Annotated in this window: 13 protein-coding genes and 1 pseudogene; 8 read left to right on the top strand and 6 right to left on the bottom strand. The window is 66.0% G+C overall.

The genetic code is table 11. From position 1 onward, the window contains the following. Nucleotides 1-139: 139 nt before the first annotated feature. The gene (locus QC818_RS05455; RefSeq protein WP_309651830.1) at nt 140-1234 is read right to left on the bottom strand and encodes a methyltransferase domain-containing protein; all 1095 of its coding nucleotides are present in this window, start codon (nt 1232-1234) and stop codon (nt 140-142) included. Nucleotides 1235-1344: 110 nt separating this feature from the next. On the opposite strand from QC818_RS05455, the gene QC818_RS05450 reads away from it, so the two are divergent. Then, nucleotides 1345-2373: a GlxA family transcriptional regulator gene (locus QC818_RS05450; RefSeq protein WP_309651829.1), complete on the top strand. Its 1029-nt coding sequence runs from the start codon at nt 1345-1347 to the stop codon at nt 2371-2373. A gap of 104 nt (nt 2374-2477) precedes the next feature. On the opposite strand, the gene QC818_RS05445 is transcribed toward QC818_RS05450, so the two are convergent. Further along, nucleotides 2478-2882 carry a RidA family protein gene (locus QC818_RS05445; RefSeq protein ID WP_309651828.1) on the bottom strand — a complete coding sequence of 135 codons (405 nt, stop codon included), beginning with the start codon at nt 2880-2882 and terminating at the stop codon, nt 2478-2480. 67 nt (nt 2883-2949) lie between these two features. Then, nucleotides 2950-3855: a cation diffusion facilitator family transporter gene (locus tag QC818_RS05440; protein WP_309651827.1), complete on the bottom strand. Its 906-nt coding sequence runs from the start codon at nt 3853-3855 to the stop codon at nt 2950-2952. A 235-nt stretch (nt 3856-4090) separates the two neighbouring features. Here QC818_RS05440 and QC818_RS05435 point away from each other — a divergent pair, with 235 nt between their 5' ends. Together QC818_RS05435 and QC818_RS05430 are read left to right on the top strand one after the other, a co-directional pair. Beyond that, nucleotides 4091-5755, top strand: coding sequence for a cation:proton antiporter (locus tag QC818_RS05435; protein ID WP_309651826.1), 1665 nt, complete (start codon nt 4091-4093; stop codon nt 5753-5755). After that, nucleotides 5752-6717, top strand: coding sequence for a universal stress protein (locus tag QC818_RS05430; protein ID WP_309651825.1), 966 nt, complete (start codon nt 5752-5754; stop codon nt 6715-6717). Before QC818_RS05435 ends, QC818_RS05430 begins: the two co-directional genes overlap by 4 nt. A gap of 106 nt (nt 6718-6823) precedes the next feature. On the opposite strand, the gene ada is transcribed toward QC818_RS05430, so the two are convergent. Beyond that, nucleotides 6824-7888 (bottom strand): bifunctional DNA-binding transcriptional regulator/O6-methylguanine-DNA methyltransferase Ada, encoded by a 1065-nt coding sequence (gene ada, locus QC818_RS05425; protein ID WP_309651824.1) that lies wholly within the window; start codon nt 7886-7888, stop codon nt 6824-6826. 291 nt (nt 7889-8179) lie between these two features. Between ada and QC818_RS05420 the strand changes: the two genes are divergently transcribed. The 3 genes from QC818_RS05420 (at nt 8180) to QC818_RS05410 (ending at nt 12641) form a co-directional block, all read left to right on the top strand. Then, nucleotides 8180-9184: a DMT family transporter gene (locus QC818_RS05420; RefSeq protein WP_309651823.1), complete on the top strand. Its 1005-nt coding sequence runs from the start codon at nt 8180-8182 to the stop codon at nt 9182-9184. Between the two features lie 144 nt (nt 9185-9328). Then, complete coding sequence (locus QC818_RS05415) at nt 9329-12061, top strand: cation-translocating P-type ATPase (protein WP_309651822.1); 2733 nt, start codon at nt 9329-9331, stop codon at nt 12059-12061. A 97-nt stretch (nt 12062-12158) separates the two neighbouring features. After that, entirely contained in the window at nt 12159-12641 is a 483-nt protein-coding gene (locus QC818_RS05410) for a GNAT family N-acetyltransferase (protein ID WP_309651821.1), read from the top strand. A 496-nt stretch (nt 12642-13137) separates the two neighbouring features. Here QC818_RS05410 and QC818_RS18420 read toward each other — a convergent pair whose 3' ends face one another. Next, the gene (locus QC818_RS18420; RefSeq protein ID WP_445351948.1) at nt 13138-13407 is read right to left on the bottom strand and encodes a tyrosine-type recombinase/integrase; all 270 of its coding nucleotides are present in this window, start codon (nt 13405-13407) and stop codon (nt 13138-13140) included. Between the two features lie 205 nt (nt 13408-13612). After that, nucleotides 13613-13780 (bottom strand): annotated as a pseudogene (locus tag QC818_RS18415) (site-specific integrase); the annotation flags it as partial. Between the two features lie 291 nt (nt 13781-14071). Here QC818_RS18415 and QC818_RS05400 point away from each other — a divergent pair. Together QC818_RS05400 and QC818_RS05395 are read left to right on the top strand one after the other, a co-directional pair. Further along, nucleotides 14072-15349 (top strand): hypothetical protein, encoded by a 1278-nt coding sequence (locus QC818_RS05400; RefSeq protein ID WP_309651820.1) that lies wholly within the window; start codon nt 14072-14074, stop codon nt 15347-15349. 86 nt (nt 15350-15435) lie between these two features. Continuing rightward, nucleotides 15436-16107, top strand: a complete 672-nt coding sequence (locus QC818_RS05395; protein ID WP_309651819.1) for a hypothetical protein — start codon at nt 15436-15438, stop codon at nt 16105-16107. Nucleotides 16108-16129 lie beyond the last annotated feature (22 nt).

Below are 16129 nucleotides of genomic sequence, written 5' to 3'. Positions count from 1 at the left end.
CCATCCTCTATCGCGATCTAAAGATCGCTCCCACGGGGTTTGGGGGTCGTCGTCTGCTGCGCGATGGCGATGCCGAGTGGTCGATCGCTCCCACGGTGCCGGGGCGGTCTCCTGCAGTAGAGGCCGCCCCGGCCTGACCTCAGGGCCGGCAGACGAAGTAGTCGTTCTGGATGTCGTGCTCGAGCTGGTGGACCCGGATGTCGCGGAAGCCGGCGTCTTCCAGGTAGGCCAGGGCCCGCTCGCGGCCCCACATGGTGCCCAGCCCCTCGCCGCCCTGGGCCAGCGAGACCGTCATGCAGTGGCTGAGCGAGACGGCATAGAGCATCGTGCCCAGCGGGTGCTCGCGGTCCAGGTGATGGTGGCTCGAGGCGTGGATGTCCTGCACCAGGTAGACGCCGTCCGCGGTCAGGCTGCGGTGGATGCCCGCCAGCAGCCGGCGCGGCTGGCCCTGGTCGTGGATGCCGTCGAAGCTGGTGACCAGCTCGAAGGCGCCGGGCTCGGCGGTGGCGTCGAAGTCGCCGAGGTCGCGCACCTCGAAGCTCAGGTTGGTCAGCCCGGCCCGCTCGGCCTGGTCGCGGGCCCAGCCGATGGCCTCCTCGGAGAGGTCATAGCCGGTGAAGCGGCTGGCGGGGAAGCGCTCGGCCAGGGCCAGCAGGGCCCGGCCGCGACCGCAGGCGCAGTCCAGCACCCGGATGCCGGCCTCCAGGCGCTCGGTGAGCCCCGGGGCGAGCGGCAGGATGGCGTCGAACAGCGCCGGCAGCACCGTCTGGCCGCTGTCGCTGGCCATGATCTCCTGGAAGCGCGGGTAGCGGGAGTAGGGCACGCCGCCGCCTTCCCGGAAGCAGCGCACGACGTCGTCCTCTACGCTGCCCAGCAAGGGAATGAACTGGGCATAGACGGCCAGGTTCGCCTCGCCCTGGTCGGTGAGCAGGGCGGCGCGTTCCTCCGGCAGCCAGTAGGTGGCGTTCGCCGGGTCGGTCTCGACCACCTCGGCCGCCACCATGCCGCCGAGCCACTCGCGCACGTAGCGCTCCTGGAGGCCAGTGCGCTCGGCCAGGGCCTCGCTGGTGAGCGGCGGCTGGCCGGCCAGCGCCTCCAGCAGCCCGGTGCGGTAGCCGATCGAGGTCAGCAGCAGCAGGCCGCCGTGGTTGAGCGCCTGAACCAGCCGTGACTCGAAGTCGTCGGCGTGAGTTGTCCGGGGCGTCGGGCGTGTCGGGATGTCGATATCGCACATGAGTGGGCTCCTCCGGTCGTTGTCGTGTTGGCGTTGGGGCCAGGTTCACGATACGGCCGGGAAGTCGCCGACACTCAGGCGCATCGCGCCGCAAACGAGGGGTTTGTGCCATGGGTGAGCCCGAGACACGAGACAAGGCGACCATCGCGCTGCTGGCCGGTCCCGACGTGACCGCCTCGACCCTCTTCGGCATGTACGACATCTTCGGCTCGGCGGGCCGCGACTGGGAGCTGCTGATGCACGGCCGCCCGGGCGAGTCGCTGCTCGAGCCGGTGATCGTCTCCCGGGACGGCCGGGGCTTTCGCACCGCCAATGGCGCCTGGATCGCCCCGGACATGGCCCTGGCCGAGTGCCCCGCGCCGCTGGCGGCATGCGTGCCGGACCTGATGATCGCCCCCGGCGCCAGCCTGGCGAGCTATGCCCCCGAGATGGCCTGGCTCCAGGACTGCCAGGCGGCCGGGGCCCTGATGGCGGCGGCCTGCACCGGCGCGCTGCTGTTCGCCGAGGCGGGGCTGCTCGACGACCAGGACGCCACCACCCACTGGGCCTACTGCGAGGCCCTGGCGCAACGCTTTCCCCGGGTGCGGGTGCACGCCCATCGCAGCCTGGTGGTCAGCGGCGAGGCGCAGCGGCTGATCATGGCCGGCGGCGGCACCACCTGGCAGGACCTGGCGCTGTTCCTGGTGGCGCGGCTGGTGGGCGTGGACGAGGCGATGCACCTGGCACGGCTCAACCTGATCGACTGGCACAACGAAGGCCAGCAGCCCTATGCCGCCCTGTCCAGTTCGCGCCAGGTAGAGGATGCCTGCATCGCCCGCTGCCAGCTGTGGGTGGCCGAGCACTACGACACTCACTCGCCGGTGGCCGGCATGGTGGCGGTCAGCGGCCTGACCGAGCGCTCCTTCAAGCGGCGCTTCAAGGCGGCCACGGGGATGACGCCGATGGACTATGTGCACACCCTGCGCCTCGAGGAGGCCAAGCAGGTGCTGGAGAGCGGTGACGCGCCCATCGACGAAGTGGCCGAGGAGGTGGGCTACGCCGACCCGAGCTTCTTCCGTCGGCTGTTCGGCCGCCGGGTGGGCCTGACGCCCAGCCAGTACCGTCGCCGCTTCCGCAGCATGCGGCTGCGCCTGCAGTGACCGGCCGAGGCCCCGAGCGACGCGGCGCGAGGGTCAGTCATCGGCCGGGTCGCGGCCGCGATCGGTGGCGTCCCCGTCCAGGTCCTCGTCCTCCCGGCGTCCGGCTACCGAGGGGCCTTGTCCTTGGTGGGCCGCCGGGCGGTGAGGGTGATCTCGATGCTGGCCCCGCCCAGCAGCCGGCGCACCTCGACGCAGGTGCGCGCCGGGAAGTTCGGCGGGGTGAAGAAGTCGGCGTAGGCGGCGTCCATGGCCTCCGCCTCGTCCAGGTCGGTGAGGTGCACGGTGACGCGCACCGCGTCGGCCAGGGTGCAGTCCACCGAGGCCAGCAGGTGGACCAGGCGGCGCATGATCCAGCGGGTCTCCTCGCCGACATCGCCGAGCACGGCCTCGCTGCCCTGGATGTCCGCGGCGGTCAGCCCCGAGAGGTGCACATAGTCCTCGTCCACGGCGAGATGGCTGCCGGGGAAGCCGGGGTGGGGCAGGGTGGCGTCGTTGTGGAAGCTCGGCATGCCGCCTCCTGGAATCCGGGATGTTCACCGGCTGCGACAGGCGCGCCGCGACCCGGGTTCCCGGGCCTTACTGCCAGCGCCTGTCGGCGGTGAAGGCCACCGTGAACCAGCGGTGCTCGGCCGGGATGCTCAGCCCGGCGGCGATCTGCTCGCGGACCTCGTCCAGGGCGGCCACCCCGCGCTCGGCGGCGAAGTCCGGGCGAGTGATCACATGGATCTCGATGAAGTGGCCGCGTCCGGCCTTGGCCACGTGGCTGCTGTACTCGAGCAGGCCGTCCCGGGCCATCACCGGCGCCATGGCGGCGTGCACCTGGCGATCGATGGCGCTCGGCGCGATCAGGAAGACTTCCTTCATCGCCCGGCGCACGATGCCGATCGGCACCGGCATGAAGGCCAGGGTCAGCACCGCCAGCAGCAGCGAGTCCACGTAGGGCGTGAGATGGGCATAGGCCGTCTGCTGGAGCCACAGGGCGATGGTGAAGGCGACCAGCAGGGCGCCGGTGATCAGGGCGGCCATCAGCCAGCCGTGCATGTCGATGCGCACCAGCTCCGAGTCCACCCGGCGGTTGAGCCGGCGCTGATGGAACGTCATGGCGGTGCAGACCAGGGTGACGACCAGGGCGTAGAGGAGGGCGAGGTCGAAGGCGAAGTCATGGCCGCCGTCGATCAGGCCCTGGACGGCGTTCAGGAAGGCATAGAAGCACAGCAGCAGCAGGATGGCGCCGTTCAGTGCCGCCACCAGCGGCTCCAGGTGCCAGTAGCCATGCTGGAAACGCCGGCTGGCCTCGCGCACCACCAGACGCGATACCACCAGGGCGAGCCCCGCCATCGCCGCATCGATGCTGGAGAAGACCCCGTCGAAGAGGATCGAGCGCGACCCGGCGAGCAGGCCGAAGGCCACGCCGAGGCCCGCCACGACCAGCGTCATGGCGATGGAGACTTTCAAGGCGCGTTGTTCGAGGGCGGCGGACATGGCGAGCTTCCCTGAGGCACAAAGCCTCGAGTCTAGCCGAGGGACGCCCCCGGCAGCGACCGCCGGGCGATAGGGCGCTGCTTCCGCATCGCGCCCCGGGGCCTCGCCCGGCTCGGCGGGGCCGTGCAGCCCTCGTCCGGCGGGCTACAGTATATGACGGGACTCGAATCCTGCTCTGGCCCCGGCGGCCGGCGCGATCGGCCCACCGCCCCCTGCTACTGCACAGGCGACCCGGATGCTCGAGAGCGTGTTCGCCCAGATCGGGATGGTCCTCGGCCTCGCCGTGCTGGGCGGGGTGCTGGCGCAGTGGCTGCGCCAGCCGCTGATCGTCGCCTTCATCGCCGTGGGCATCCTGCTCGGGCCCTCGGGGCTCGGCCTGGTCGAGCAACGCACCGAGATCGAGCTGTTCGCCCGGCTGGGCATCGCCCTGCTGCTGTTCGTGGTGGGGCTCAAGCTCGACCTGCACATCATCCGCACCGTGGGCCCGGTGGCGCTGGCCTCGGGCCTGGGCCAGGTGGCCTTCACCTCGGCGGTGGGCTATGTCATCGCCCTGGGGCTCGGCATGTCGCCGGTCACCGCGCTCTACGTGGCCGTGGCCCTGACCTTCTCCAGCACCATCATCATCGTCAAGCTGCTCTCCGACAAGCGCGAGGTGGACGCCCTGCACGGGCGCATCGCGGTGGGCTTCCTGATCGTCCAGGACATCGTGGTGGTGCTGGTGATGATCGGCCTGACCGCCTACGGCCAGGCCGACGGCGACGTGCACATGGGCCGCGAGGCGCTGCGGGTGCTGCTGACCGGCGGCGCCATGCTGGCGGGGCTGGCGCTGCTGATGCGCTACGTGCTGCCCAGGCTGCTGCATCGGCTGGCGCACTCCTCGGAGCTGCTGATGCTGTTCGCCATCGCCTGGGCGGTCATCGGCGCCGTGGGCGGCGAGGCCCTGGGCTTCAGCAAGGAGGTCGGCGCCTTCCTGGCCGGAGTGTCCATCGCCTCGACCCCCTACCGCGAGCAGGTGGCCTCGCGGCTGGTGAGCCTGCGCGACTTCCTGCTGCTGTTCTTCTTCATCGAGCTGGGCGCGACCCTGAACCTCGGCATGCTGGGCGCCCAGCTCGGCGCCTCGGCGGTGCTGTCGCTGTTCGTGCTGATCGGCAACCCGCTGATCGTCATGGCGATCATGGGCTACATGGGCTATCGCAAGCGCACCGGCTTCCTGGCCGGCCTCACCGTGGCCCAGATCAGCGAGTTCTCGCTGATCCTGGCGGCCATGGGCCTGGCGCTGGGCCACCTGGAGGAGCAGACGCTGGGCCTGATCACCCTGGTCGGGCTGATCACCATCAGCGTGTCCACCTACATGATCCTCTACTCGCATGCCATCTACGAGCGCCTGGCACCGCGGCTGTCGCTCTTCGAGCGCCGGGTGCCCCACCGGGAACTCGATCGCCTGGATGCGGCCCACAATGAGGTGGATGTCCTGCTGATCGGGCTGGGGCGCTACGGCGCGGCCCTGGCGGCGGACCTGCGGGCACGCGGCTGTCGGTTGCTGGCGGTGGACTTCGATCCGGCCGCCGTCCAGCAGCATGCCCGCGACCGCTACCGGGTGTGCTACGGGGATGCCGAGGATCCCGAGTTCCTGGCGACCCTGCCGCTGAACCAGGCGCGCTGGGTGGTCAGCACCCTGCGGGATCCCGCGATCAATCGCCTGCTCCGGCACGGCCTTCGCCAGCAGGGCTTCACGGGCAAGGTGGCGATCGCCGTCTCCCACCCGCACGAGGCCCGCCGCCTGGAGCAGGATGGCGTGGACCTGGTGCTGGTGCCCTACGCGGACGCCGCCCGGGAGGCGGCCATCCGGCTGATGGCCGCCGCATCGTCGCAAGCACCTCGAGGAGGGGAGCGCCCATGAAAGCCTTCGCGCACATCCTGTACGTCATCGATCCCGCGGCCGCCGGGGAGGCGGGGCTGGTCCGGGCGGTCTCCCTGGCGGAGAGCAACCAGGCCACCCTGACCCTGATCGACGTCATTCCCGAGGAGATGCTGGACCTCTCCCTGGCGCCCCCGGGCACCCCGGCCGAGCGGGTCCGGGAGGCGGCGATCGCCCGGCGCCGGGCGGACATCGAGGCGAGGATCCGCCCGCATGCCGAGCGGGTCGCCTGCCGCATCGAGGTGCGCATCGGCATCCGCTTCATCGAGGTCATCCGCGCCGTGCTGCGCGACGGCCACGACCTGGCGATCAAGACGGCGGAGGATCCGGAGTGGAGCCATCTGCTGTTCGGCAGCGACGACATGCACCTGATGCGCAAGTGCCCATGCCCGGTCTGGCTGATGACCCCCAGGGAGACGCCCCGCTACCGGCGCATCGTCGCCGCCCTGGATATCGATGTCCACCGCGCGGCCCCGGGGCAGGCGGCGCTCAACGACGACATCCTGGAGGTCGCCGGCGCCCTGGCGCTGGCCGAGCTCGCCGAGCTGCACCTGGTGCATGCCTGGGACGCCCCGGAGGCCGGCTTCGTCAGCCTCTGGGCCGACGACCCGGAGGCCACCGAGCAGCACATCGTCGAGAGCGAGCATTCCCGGCACAAGATCGGCATGGACCGGCTGACGCACCGCCTGGTCGAGCGGATCGGCGAGGAGGCCTACGACTACCTGGCGCCACGCATCCATCTGCCCATGGGCCAGGCGCGCAAGCAGATCCCCCGGCTGGTCGAATCGCTCAAGGCGGACCTGGTGGTGATGGGCACGGTGGGCCGGACCGGGATTCCCGGCTTCATCATCGGCAACACCGCCGAGGCGATGCTCTACCAGCTGCAGTGCTCGGTGCTGGCGCTGAAGCCGCCGGGGTTCGTCTCCCCGGTCACCCTGGCGTGACCCCTCCGGGCGAGGGCGCTGCCCCTCACCCGGGGCACGAGCCTGCTGCCACCCCGGGCGTCGAGGGAAGCAAGGGGGCGCTCCCCATCGAGCCGGCGGGCGGTGACTAATCGAGAAGACGCTCTCTCTCCGCGTCCAGCAGGGCTCGCTTACGCTCCAATCCCCAGCGGTATCCGCCGAGGCTGCCGTCTCCTCGCAAGACGCGATGGCAGGGGATCAGCACGCCGATACGGTTGTTCGCACAGGCGGAGGCGACGGCCCGTACGGCGCTGGGCCTGTCGATTTTCGCGGCCACCTCGCCATAGCTGAGCACGTCGCCCTCGCGGATGCTCAGCAGGAACTGCCATACCTGCATCTGAAACGCCGTGCCGCGCATGTCGAGGGGCAAGTCGGGCCTGGGAGCTCCCTGGCTGATATGCCGATCCAGCGCCGCCATCCAGGCATCGAGCTCGGGGGCGTCCAGGGCCGGGGAAACGCGCAGCTCGGCATGGGGAAACTCCGCTTGCAGGGTCTCGAGCAGCGACGCCTCATCGTCGCCGAACTGCACGAAGCAGACGCCCCTGGCCGTCGCGGCCATGGCCATCAGGCCAAGCGCCGTGGTTCGGCAGGCGTAGGCGATGACCTCGCCGGCGCCACCCGCTCGGTAGGCCTTGGGCGTCATGCCGATATTGCGGGACGCCTCGCCGTAGACCCGGCTCATGGAGCCGAACCCCGAGGCGAAGATCGCATCGGTCACGCTGTCGCTCTCCTTCAGGGATCGCTTGAAGTGACGCATGCGAACCGCGTCCTGATAGGCTTTCGGCGAGATGCCGAACGCCGCCTTGAAGGTTCGTTGCAGCCTCGAAGGAGACAGCCCGGCGATCCCGGCCAGGTCGGCCAGGGTCAGCCGTTCATCGGCATGCGCCTCGATATGCCGCGCGATCTCCACCAGTCGCGCCACCTGTGGTGCGCCTTCGGTGGGCCGGCAGCGCTTGCAGGGCCGGAAGCCTGACGACATGGCGCTTTCCACCGTCGGGAAGAAGCGCAGGTTCTCGGGCCGGGCCGGGCGTGCGGAGCAGGACGGCCGACAGAAGACGCCCGTCGTGATGACGCCGTAGAAGAACTGCCCGTCACGGGACGCGTCCCTCGTCGCTATCGCGTCCCGCATTTCCCGTTCGGATGGCATCGACATGGCATGACCCGTCCTTCGACCGTGACACCGGTTAGCAAAGCTGACTTCGCGAGACGCCTCCATCCGCTTCTTGCCGAGGCATCACCAGCGCCAGTATCCGTGGTTGAAACATGCGTTGCCACGCCCCGCCACGCCGTTCGCCCCCCGATCCCGGTGTCGCGTGCCCCCCAGCGTCGCTTGAGGCGGCCCGTTCACAAGATAAACTTCAATTAGAGTGCAAGCATCGGATGGGCCGGGTCGTGATCGCCCGCTAGCGTGTTCTCCACACCTAGCGACGCGGGAGCGGTGATCATGATGAAACCCACAATCAATGCCTCCATGGATGCGCGGGCATGGGCCATGCTGATCGCCTTGTCGGTGCTGTGGGGCGGGTCGTTCTTCTTCATCGGGGTGGCCGTGGCGGAGCTGCCGCCATTGACCATCGTGACGCTCCGGGTCGGGCTGGCGGCGCTGGCGTTATGGGGCATCGTGCTGGCACTGGGGCAGCGCCCGCCAAGGCGCCTGGGCGTCTGGGCGGCCTTCCTGGGCATGGGGCTTTTGAACAATGTGATTCCCTTCGGGCTCATCGTCTGGGGGCAAACGCAGATCGCCTCCGGGCTGGCGTCGATCCTGAACGCCGCGACGCCCATCTTCACCGTCGTCGTCGCGGGCCTGCTATTGCCGGACGAGCGTGCCACACCGCTGAAACTGACGGGTGTCATGGTGGGCTTCATCGGGGTCGTGGTGATGATTGGGCTGCCCGCGCTGGAGGGCGACGGCAGCCTGATCGCTCAGGCGGCGGTGATTGCCGCGACCCTGTCCTATGCCTGTGCGGGGGTGTATGGACGACGATTCAAGGCGATGGCGATCAATCCCATGATGACGGCGGCCGGCCAGGTCACGGCCTCGGCCCTGGTGCTGGCGCCGATCACCCTGGCCGTGGACGGCCCGCTCGACGTGTCGGCGCCCAGCACGGGCACATGGGGCGCCATCCTGGGGCTGGCGGTGCTTTCGACGGCCATCGCCTATGTGCTCTATTTCAAGCTGTTGGCATCGGCAGGCGCCACCAACCTGCTGCTGGTCACCTTGCTGGTGCCCGTCTCGGCGATACTGCTCGGCTCGGTGTTCCTCGACGAGACCCTGGAGGCGGCCCACTTCCTGGGCATGGCGCTGATCGCGCTGGGCCTGTCCGCCATCGACGGGCGACTCTGGCGGCGCAGGGGGCCCGGGAACGCCGAGCCGTCATTTCGGGGGCATCGCCTTGCACCGGGAAGCGGCCGGCGTCACCAGGCGATGGGCCGGGTGGATAAGCGCTAGCGCATCCACCCTGCCCCGGCCCGGGCGACGCCACCGAACCTTGATCCAGGTCGCGAAACCCCGGCAACCCCTGGCGTAGATTGACGCAAGGACGCCGCCCGTCGGTCGGCGTCGATCTCCTGGGCACCGGCGGGAGGGGAGGCGATGAACGAGGCATGGCGGGAGCAAACGGGGGCGGCCACGCCGGACTGGCATGCCCGGCCGGCGGAGGCCGTGGCGGAGCACTGGGCCGTCGCGCCGGAGACGGGGCTGGACGAAGCGGAGGTGGCCCGCCGCCGCGAGCGCCATGGCCCCAACCGCCTGCCCGAGGCTAAGCCCCGCAGTGCGCTGAGCCGCTTCCTGGCCCAGTTCCGCAACCTGCTGATCTACGTGCTGCTCGGCGCGGCCCTGATCACGGCCCTGCTCGGCCACTGGGTGGACACGGTGGTGATCCTGGGGGTGGTGCTGGTCAACGCGGTCATCGGCTTCGTCCAGGAGGGCAAGGCCGAGGACGCCCTGCGCGCCATCCGCGACATGCTCTCCGCCCGAGCCATGGTGCTCCGAGACGGCCGCCAGTTCACCCTGCCGGCGGAGGCACTGGTGCCCGGCGACATCGTGCTGCTGCAGGCCGGCGACCGGGTGCCGGCCGACATGCGGCTGTGGCACGCCCGGGGCCTCCAGATCGAGGAGGCGGCGCTGACCGGCGAGTCGGTGGCCCAGGAGAAGTCGACCGACCCGGTCGCCGGCGAGGCGGTGCTCGGCGATCGCCTGGGCATGGCCTACTCCGGCACCCTGGTGACTCACGGCCAGGGCACCGGCATCGTGGTCGGGACGGGGGCGGACACCGAGATCGGCCGCATCAGCCGCCTGGTGTCCCGGGTCGAGACCCTCACCACGCCCCTGCTGCGCCAGATGGCGACCTTCTCCCGCTGGCTGACCGGCGCCGTCCTGGGGCTGGCCGCCCTGATCTTCGGGTTCGGCACCCTGTGGCGCGGCATGGCCCCCGGCGAGACCTTCATGACGGTGGTGGGCCTGGCCGTCGCGGCCATCCCCGAGGGCCTGCCGGCCATCCTCACCGTGACCCTGGCCATCGGCGTCCAGCGACTGGCCGGCCGCCAGGCGATCATCCGCCGCCTGCCGGTGGTGGAGACGCTCGGCTCGCTCGGCGTGATCTGCTCCGACAAGACCGGCACCCTGACCCGCAACGAGATGATGGTTCGCAGCCTGGTCACGCCCGCGGGCCACTGCACGGTGGAGGGCGAGGGCTATCTCCCGCGCGGCGGCTTCCGGCGCGGCGACGCGCCCCTGGATCCGGCAGAGCACCCCGGGCTGACGCGGCTGCTGCGGGCGGGCCTGCTCTGCAACGACGCCACCCTGGAAGGCGCGGACGGCGACTGGCGGGTGCATGGCGACCCCATGGAGGGGGCGCTGATCGCCGCCGCCCTGAAGGGCGGCCTGGAGGCCGACGACGAGCGCGCCGCCAATCCGCGCACCGACCTCATCCCCTTCGATGCCGAGCACAGGTTCATGGCCACCCTGCACCACGACCACCGGGGGGAGGCCTTCGTCTACGTCAAGGGCGCGCCGGAGGCGGTGCTTCACGCCTGCCGGGCCGTGTGGGGCGAGCAGGGCGAGGAGGCGCTGGACCCCGAGGCCTGGGAAGGCCGGATCGAGGCCCTGGCGGCGGACGGCCAGCGCGTGCTGGCGGTGGCCTGCAAGGCCATGCCGTCCCATGCCCAGGAGGTGGACTTCGCCGACGTGGAATCCGACCTGGTGTTGCTCGGCCTGCTGGGCCTGATCGACCCGCCTCGGGAGGAGGCCATCCGCGCCGTCGCCGACTGCCGGGCGGCGGGGATCCGCGTCAAGATGATCACCGGCGACCACGCCGGTACCGCCCGGGCCATCGCCGCCCAGCTCGAGCTGGCCAACGCCGACGAGGTGATCACCGGGCAGCAGCTCGAGCGCATGGACGACGAGGCGCTGGCCCGGCGGGTCGGGGAGGTGGACGTCTACGCCCGGGTCAGCCCCGAGCACAAGCTGCGCCTGGTCACCCTGCTGCAGGCCCGGGGCGCGATCGTCGCCATGACTGGCGACGGCGTGAACGACGCCCCCGCCCTCAAGCGGGCCGACGTGGGCATCGCCATGGGCCGCAAGGGGACAGAGGCGGCCAAGGAGGCCTCGGAGATGGTCATCGCGGACGACAACTTCGCCTCCATCGTCCGCGCCGTGGAGCAGGGCCGCACCGTCTACGACAACCTGAAGAAGGCGATCGTCTTCCTGCTGCCCATCAACGGCGGCGAGGCCATGAGCATCCTGGTGGCGGTGCTGTTCGGCCTCACCCTGCCGATCACCCCGGTGCAGATCCTGTGGGTGAACATGGTCAGCTCGGTGGCGCTGGCCATGGCCCTGGCCTTCGAGGCCACCGAGTCGGATGCCATGCGCCGCCCGCCTCGGCCCGCCGACGAGGCCATGATCTCCGGGTTCCTGCTGTGGCGCATCGCCCTGGTGGCGCTGCTGATGGCGGCCGGCGTGTTCGGGATCTTCCGCCTGGCGCTGGCCGACGGGGCCAGCCTGGAGGCGGCGCGCACCCATGCCGTCAACGCCCTGGTGGTGATGGAGATCTTCTACCTGTTCAGCGTGCGCTTCCTGCGCACGCCCTCCCTGACCTGGGAGCGCATGTTCAACTCCCGCGCCGCCATCCTCGCCGTCGCCGTGGTGGCCCTGCTGCAACTGACCTTCACCTACGCGCCCTTCATGAACCATTTCTTCGCCACCCGGCCGGTGGACATCGCCCACGGCGTCGAGATCGTGCTGATCGGGGTCGGCCTGTTCGCCGTGCTGGAAGCGGAGAAGGGCTGGCTGCGCCGCGCCGGCGGCCGACGCGCCGATGACGGCTGAAGGCGGGCGAGAGATCGCTCGCCGGGATGCGCCGCCCACGACACTGGGTCAGGATGGGCGGCATCGATCCACCACCTGCGACACGGGAGCTCGACCCATGGACACCGACCTGCGCCTTATCCGCCTCGGCGACGCCTCGCCCCATGTGGCCACCCTGGCCGGCTGGGCCCACGACGAGTGGGGGCACCTGCATCCTGGCCGCGAGCTGGCGGCGGCCATCGAGTCGTTCCGCACCGACTGCGGCCCGGCCGGGGTGCCCTCGGTGTTCGCCGTGATGCACGAGGCGCGCCCGGTGGGCATGGCCAGCCTGGTGGCCGACGACATGAGCGACCGCCAGGACCTGACGCCCTGGCTGGCCTCGGTCTACGTGCGCCCCGAGTGGCGGGGGAGGGGCATCGCCTCGCGGCTGGTGCGCCGCGTGGAGGAAGAGGCCCAGGCCCACGGCCACCGCCGGTTCTACCTCTACACCCCGGATCAGCAGGCCCTCTACCGGCGCCTGGGCTGGAAGGACCTGGAGGATCGCCGCTACCGCGGCGAGGCGGTGACCATCATGCACCGCGACCTCGCGCCCATGCCCTGACCTAGACGCGAGGGACGCGGCCACCGAACGGGGGTGTAGGAGCGCAACTCGCGGCGCGAAAGGCCTCGACTCGAGAGACGGTGCCACCGAACCGGTTTTCGTAGGAGCGCAACTTGTTGCGCGATTGGCATCTTCTCGAGTAACGATGCCACCGAATGGGTTTTCGTGGGAGCGCAACTTGTTGCGCGAATGGCCTTCCGCCAGCCCGGGGGCCAATGGATACCGGATTCCCGATCCCCACGCGCCTACCCGAGCCAGAGAGAACTCTCCGAAAGTCGCAGATGGATGACGCACTTTCGTGCCTTGCACGCCCCTTTTGGCACATTTTTCAGGCGACTTTTGCGCTGGCGCCGGTCCTTGATTAGTCTGGCCTGATAAGGCCGCGGAAGATGGCCACCAAGGGATCGCGCAGGGACTACCGCAGAAGATGGCAGGAGCGCCGTCGCATCATGCAGGTGGGTCAGGCGGTAGCGTGCCCGACGTCCCTGATGGTCCTTTATCCCAAGGGGCTGCGCACGCCGGCAAAGCCCTTGCCCAGCACATGCGTGTAGATCTGGGTGGTTTCCACGCTCTTGTGCCCGAGTAATTCCTGAACCGTGCGGATATCCGTGCCCTGGTTGAGCAACTGGGTGGCGAAGCTGTGTCGCAGGGTGTGACAAGAACCGGGACGCGGTAGCGAGGCGGCTCGCATGGCGTGTTTGACGGCTTTTTGTACCGCTCTGACCCTCACCGTCGATATCTCGGACTCGCAATCGGCATGTTTCAATTAGCCTCAGTCCCGAGCCGTACATCAGCATGCCCATCAAACACATCGGGCCCGATAGATGGCTCAGCACGCGCGTCGCTTCCTCATGGGACAGCACCACCGGCAGCCGGCGAGGGCGCCTGGCGCGCGAGAATTCACCGATATCGCCCAGAGGCTGCTCAAGGATGTGGCGATACAGGAAGACGAGGGCGTTCAGGGCCTGGTTCTGTGTGGCCGCCGCCACATGGCGTTCCACCGCAAGGTATTCCAGGAAGGCCTTTATCTCGGGGGCTCCCATGCTGGCGGGATGCCGCACGCCGTGGAATCGGATGAAGAAGCGTATCCAGTAGCAGTAGGTCTTCTCGGTTCTGGGGCTGTAGCGCTTCACCCGCATGGTGGCCTTCACTCGATCCATCAGCTTCGGTGGTCTGCTGTGCGTATCCATATGGTGCGTCTCTCGAGGCATGGATATGCATACAGTATTATTGGTGTCGGCAAAACGCGCAAGCGCGCGAATCCTGCATAGATAGCCGATCTATTCTTAGGGTCTTTATATATCAATGGGTTACGTAAGGAATGGGACGCTAGATAACATTGTTGAACGCGCCGGCGCGTTCATCCCATATCAGAGCGTTCCGTCTAATCACTGTTAGCTGCACTTCAATAATTAGAGAGAAAGTAGTAAATGGATATAGACGTTGATGACAAGCAATTTGCCGAATGGATTGGCGAAATACTTAGATGCGATTTCTCTGAGGAAGAAGATCATTATTCATATGTGTTTTCGCATGATGATCGTTACACCTTTAAACTTGAGAAAGACAAGTTGGAGAGCTCACTAACTGAGCTTCGAAGCTACACGGAGATTTCGGATACCGTAATTTCTAATGGTTCAGAGTACGAGGTTCTTGTTAGAGAAGAGGGGCCGTTCTTCCGCTTCAGACCCAGGGATAATGACTGTGTAGTTGAGGTTGAAGACAATGAAAATAAACTTGCTTACCGTTTAATAAGACCTTCAACCATATTTTGCCTCTACCTCATTCATAAGGCGTCTTTGATTGGAGAGGCTAGAGAGTTGTCTAGACCAATGCCCCTAAGAAGAATGTATGAGCAATGGACAGAAGAAGAGCTTTGTGTCCTAGATTTGATCAAGCGAGTTATAGGTGGAAGGCTAACTCTCCATTTGAAGTCAACAGTAAATAAGTCAAATCAGGAGTTCGAACGTTTTAGCTCCGCCTTTCTTTTCAATCTTACCTACAACACTGATTCAGCACTTGTACCGCAGAGAGATTTTGAGGAGCTACTTCGTTCAAATCGAATCACTCGAAGTCGCAGATTTAACTTAGAGGAATTAGACCCTCCCAGAAGATATTACCTCCCTGATTTGATTCATCATTATCAACTAGCAGTCGGCACTGAAAACCCGATGCTGGAGTATATTTCTTATTACCATATTGCAGAGCACTTCTTCGAGTCTGTCTTTAACGATGAACTAATAGATAAAGTTAAATCTACAATTACTCACCCGGATTTTTCATATAAGAGGAAAAAAGACATATCTTCTCTTATTAAAGATATTGGCAAGTCCATTAAGATGCGCGACGAGAGCATGACATTTAATGAGCAGGAAGGCCTTAGGTTATCGCTTATCAAATTTGTCGATATAGATGAGCTCGTAGATAAAATAAGAAGTTACGACGAACACCTCCTAGAACATTACAAAACCAATACTGTTTCGTTTGCCGGTGGTGTAACTGTAAATCTTGAGTCCGATGATAGAGATCTATGCTTTAAGCACTTAGCTGGCAGGATATACAAAACCAGAAATGCTATTGTGCATAGTAAAGAATCGGAAAAGACGAAATATACGCCGTTTAGAGATGATCAAAAGCTTGTGAAAGAAGTACCTCTCATACGCTTTGTAGCTGAACAAATTATATTTTCCACATCTCAGCTAGCGTAGCAGCTAACAAGCGCATGTTGTCGGACTGGTTTTCCGCTGCGCTCCAAACCAGCCGCAAATGCGGGCGTTAGCCCCACAGGAGGACTATGGAAGACATAGCAAAAATCGGAGAAGCCGTAGCGATTATAGCTGCATGCTGGGCAATCATTTCCGGTGTTGGGGCTTGGAAGCGGGAGTTCATAGGAAAACGGAAAATTGAACTAGCGGAAGAAGTCTTAGCATCCTTTTTTGAGGTTAAAGATGCGATTGCCTTCATGAGAAGCCCATTCTCTAGCGGGAATGAGGGTAAGACAAGGCAGCGAGCCGACAATGAAACGAAAGAAGAGTCAGAGTTATTAGATCGGGGCTATATCGTCTACGAACGATACAACGCGAAGAAAGAAACCTTCGTCAAGTTCAACACCCTAAAATACCGATTTATGGCAGCGTTCGGAGCAGAGACGGAAGCGATTTTCAACGATACATCGAGAACGCTAAATAGCATCTTTGTTTCGGCGCAAATGCTCGCCACTCATTATTGGCAGCGCCAAGGCCGAGTTCAAATGGCCGATGATGAGTTCCGGAGACACCTAGACAAAATGCATGAGCATGAAGGCGTATTTTGGGATCGAATGAACGATGATGATGAAATAAGAACACAACTTCAAAGTATTCAGGAAAGATTAGATGTTATAACTCGACCCTGCTTTGAAGAACCAATGAAAAGCTATTCCATATTGACGAAGCAATGGTGGAATAAGGGCCAACAAGTCACGTAAGGCGGACGCGTGAGACGCGTCG

Source organism: Halomonas koreensis (genome assembly GCF_031451675.1).
In the GTDB taxonomy this organism is placed as follows: domain Bacteria; phylum Pseudomonadota; class Gammaproteobacteria; order Pseudomonadales; family Halomonadaceae; genus Halomonas; species Halomonas koreensis.
The sequence above is the reverse complement of the archived record's forward strand: the minus strand, read 5'-3'. Positions and strand labels throughout refer to the sequence as shown.

Bases quoted from the DNA above. Each gene is read 5' to 3' on its own strand.
- ada (WP_309651824.1), bottom strand. From the start codon at position 7,888: ATGTCGATGCCATCCGAACGGGAAATGCGGGACGCGATAGCGACGAGG.
- QC818_RS05445 (WP_309651828.1), bottom strand. From the start codon at position 2,882: ATGCCGAGCTTCCACAACGACGCCACCCTGCCCCACCCCGGCTTCCCC.
- QC818_RS05400 (WP_309651820.1), top strand. From the start codon at position 14,072: ATGGATATAGACGTTGATGACAAGCAATTTGCCGAATGGATTGGCGAA.
- QC818_RS05395 (WP_309651819.1), top strand. From the start codon at position 15,436: ATGGAAGACATAGCAAAAATCGGAGAAGCCGTAGCGATTATAGCTGCA.
- QC818_RS05435 (WP_309651826.1), top strand. From the start codon at position 4,091: ATGCTCGAGAGCGTGTTCGCCCAGATCGGGATGGTCCTCGGCCTCGCC.
- QC818_RS05450 (WP_309651829.1), top strand. From the start codon at position 1,345: ATGGGTGAGCCCGAGACACGAGACAAGGCGACCATCGCGCTGCTGGCC.
- QC818_RS05410 (WP_309651821.1), top strand. From the start codon at position 12,159: ATGGACACCGACCTGCGCCTTATCCGCCTCGGCGACGCCTCGCCCCAT.
- QC818_RS05440 (WP_309651827.1), bottom strand. From the start codon at position 3,855: ATGTCCGCCGCCCTCGAACAACGCGCCTTGAAAGTCTCCATCGCCATG.
- QC818_RS05420 (WP_309651823.1), top strand. From the start codon at position 8,180: ATGATGAAACCCACAATCAATGCCTCCATGGATGCGCGGGCATGGGCC.
- QC818_RS05455 (WP_309651830.1), bottom strand. From the start codon at position 1,234: ATGTGCGATATCGACATCCCGACACGCCCGACGCCCCGGACAACTCAC.
- QC818_RS05415 (WP_309651822.1), top strand. From the start codon at position 9,329: ATGAACGAGGCATGGCGGGAGCAAACGGGGGCGGCCACGCCGGACTGG.
- QC818_RS05430 (WP_309651825.1), top strand. From the start codon at position 5,752: ATGAAAGCCTTCGCGCACATCCTGTACGTCATCGATCCCGCGGCCGCC.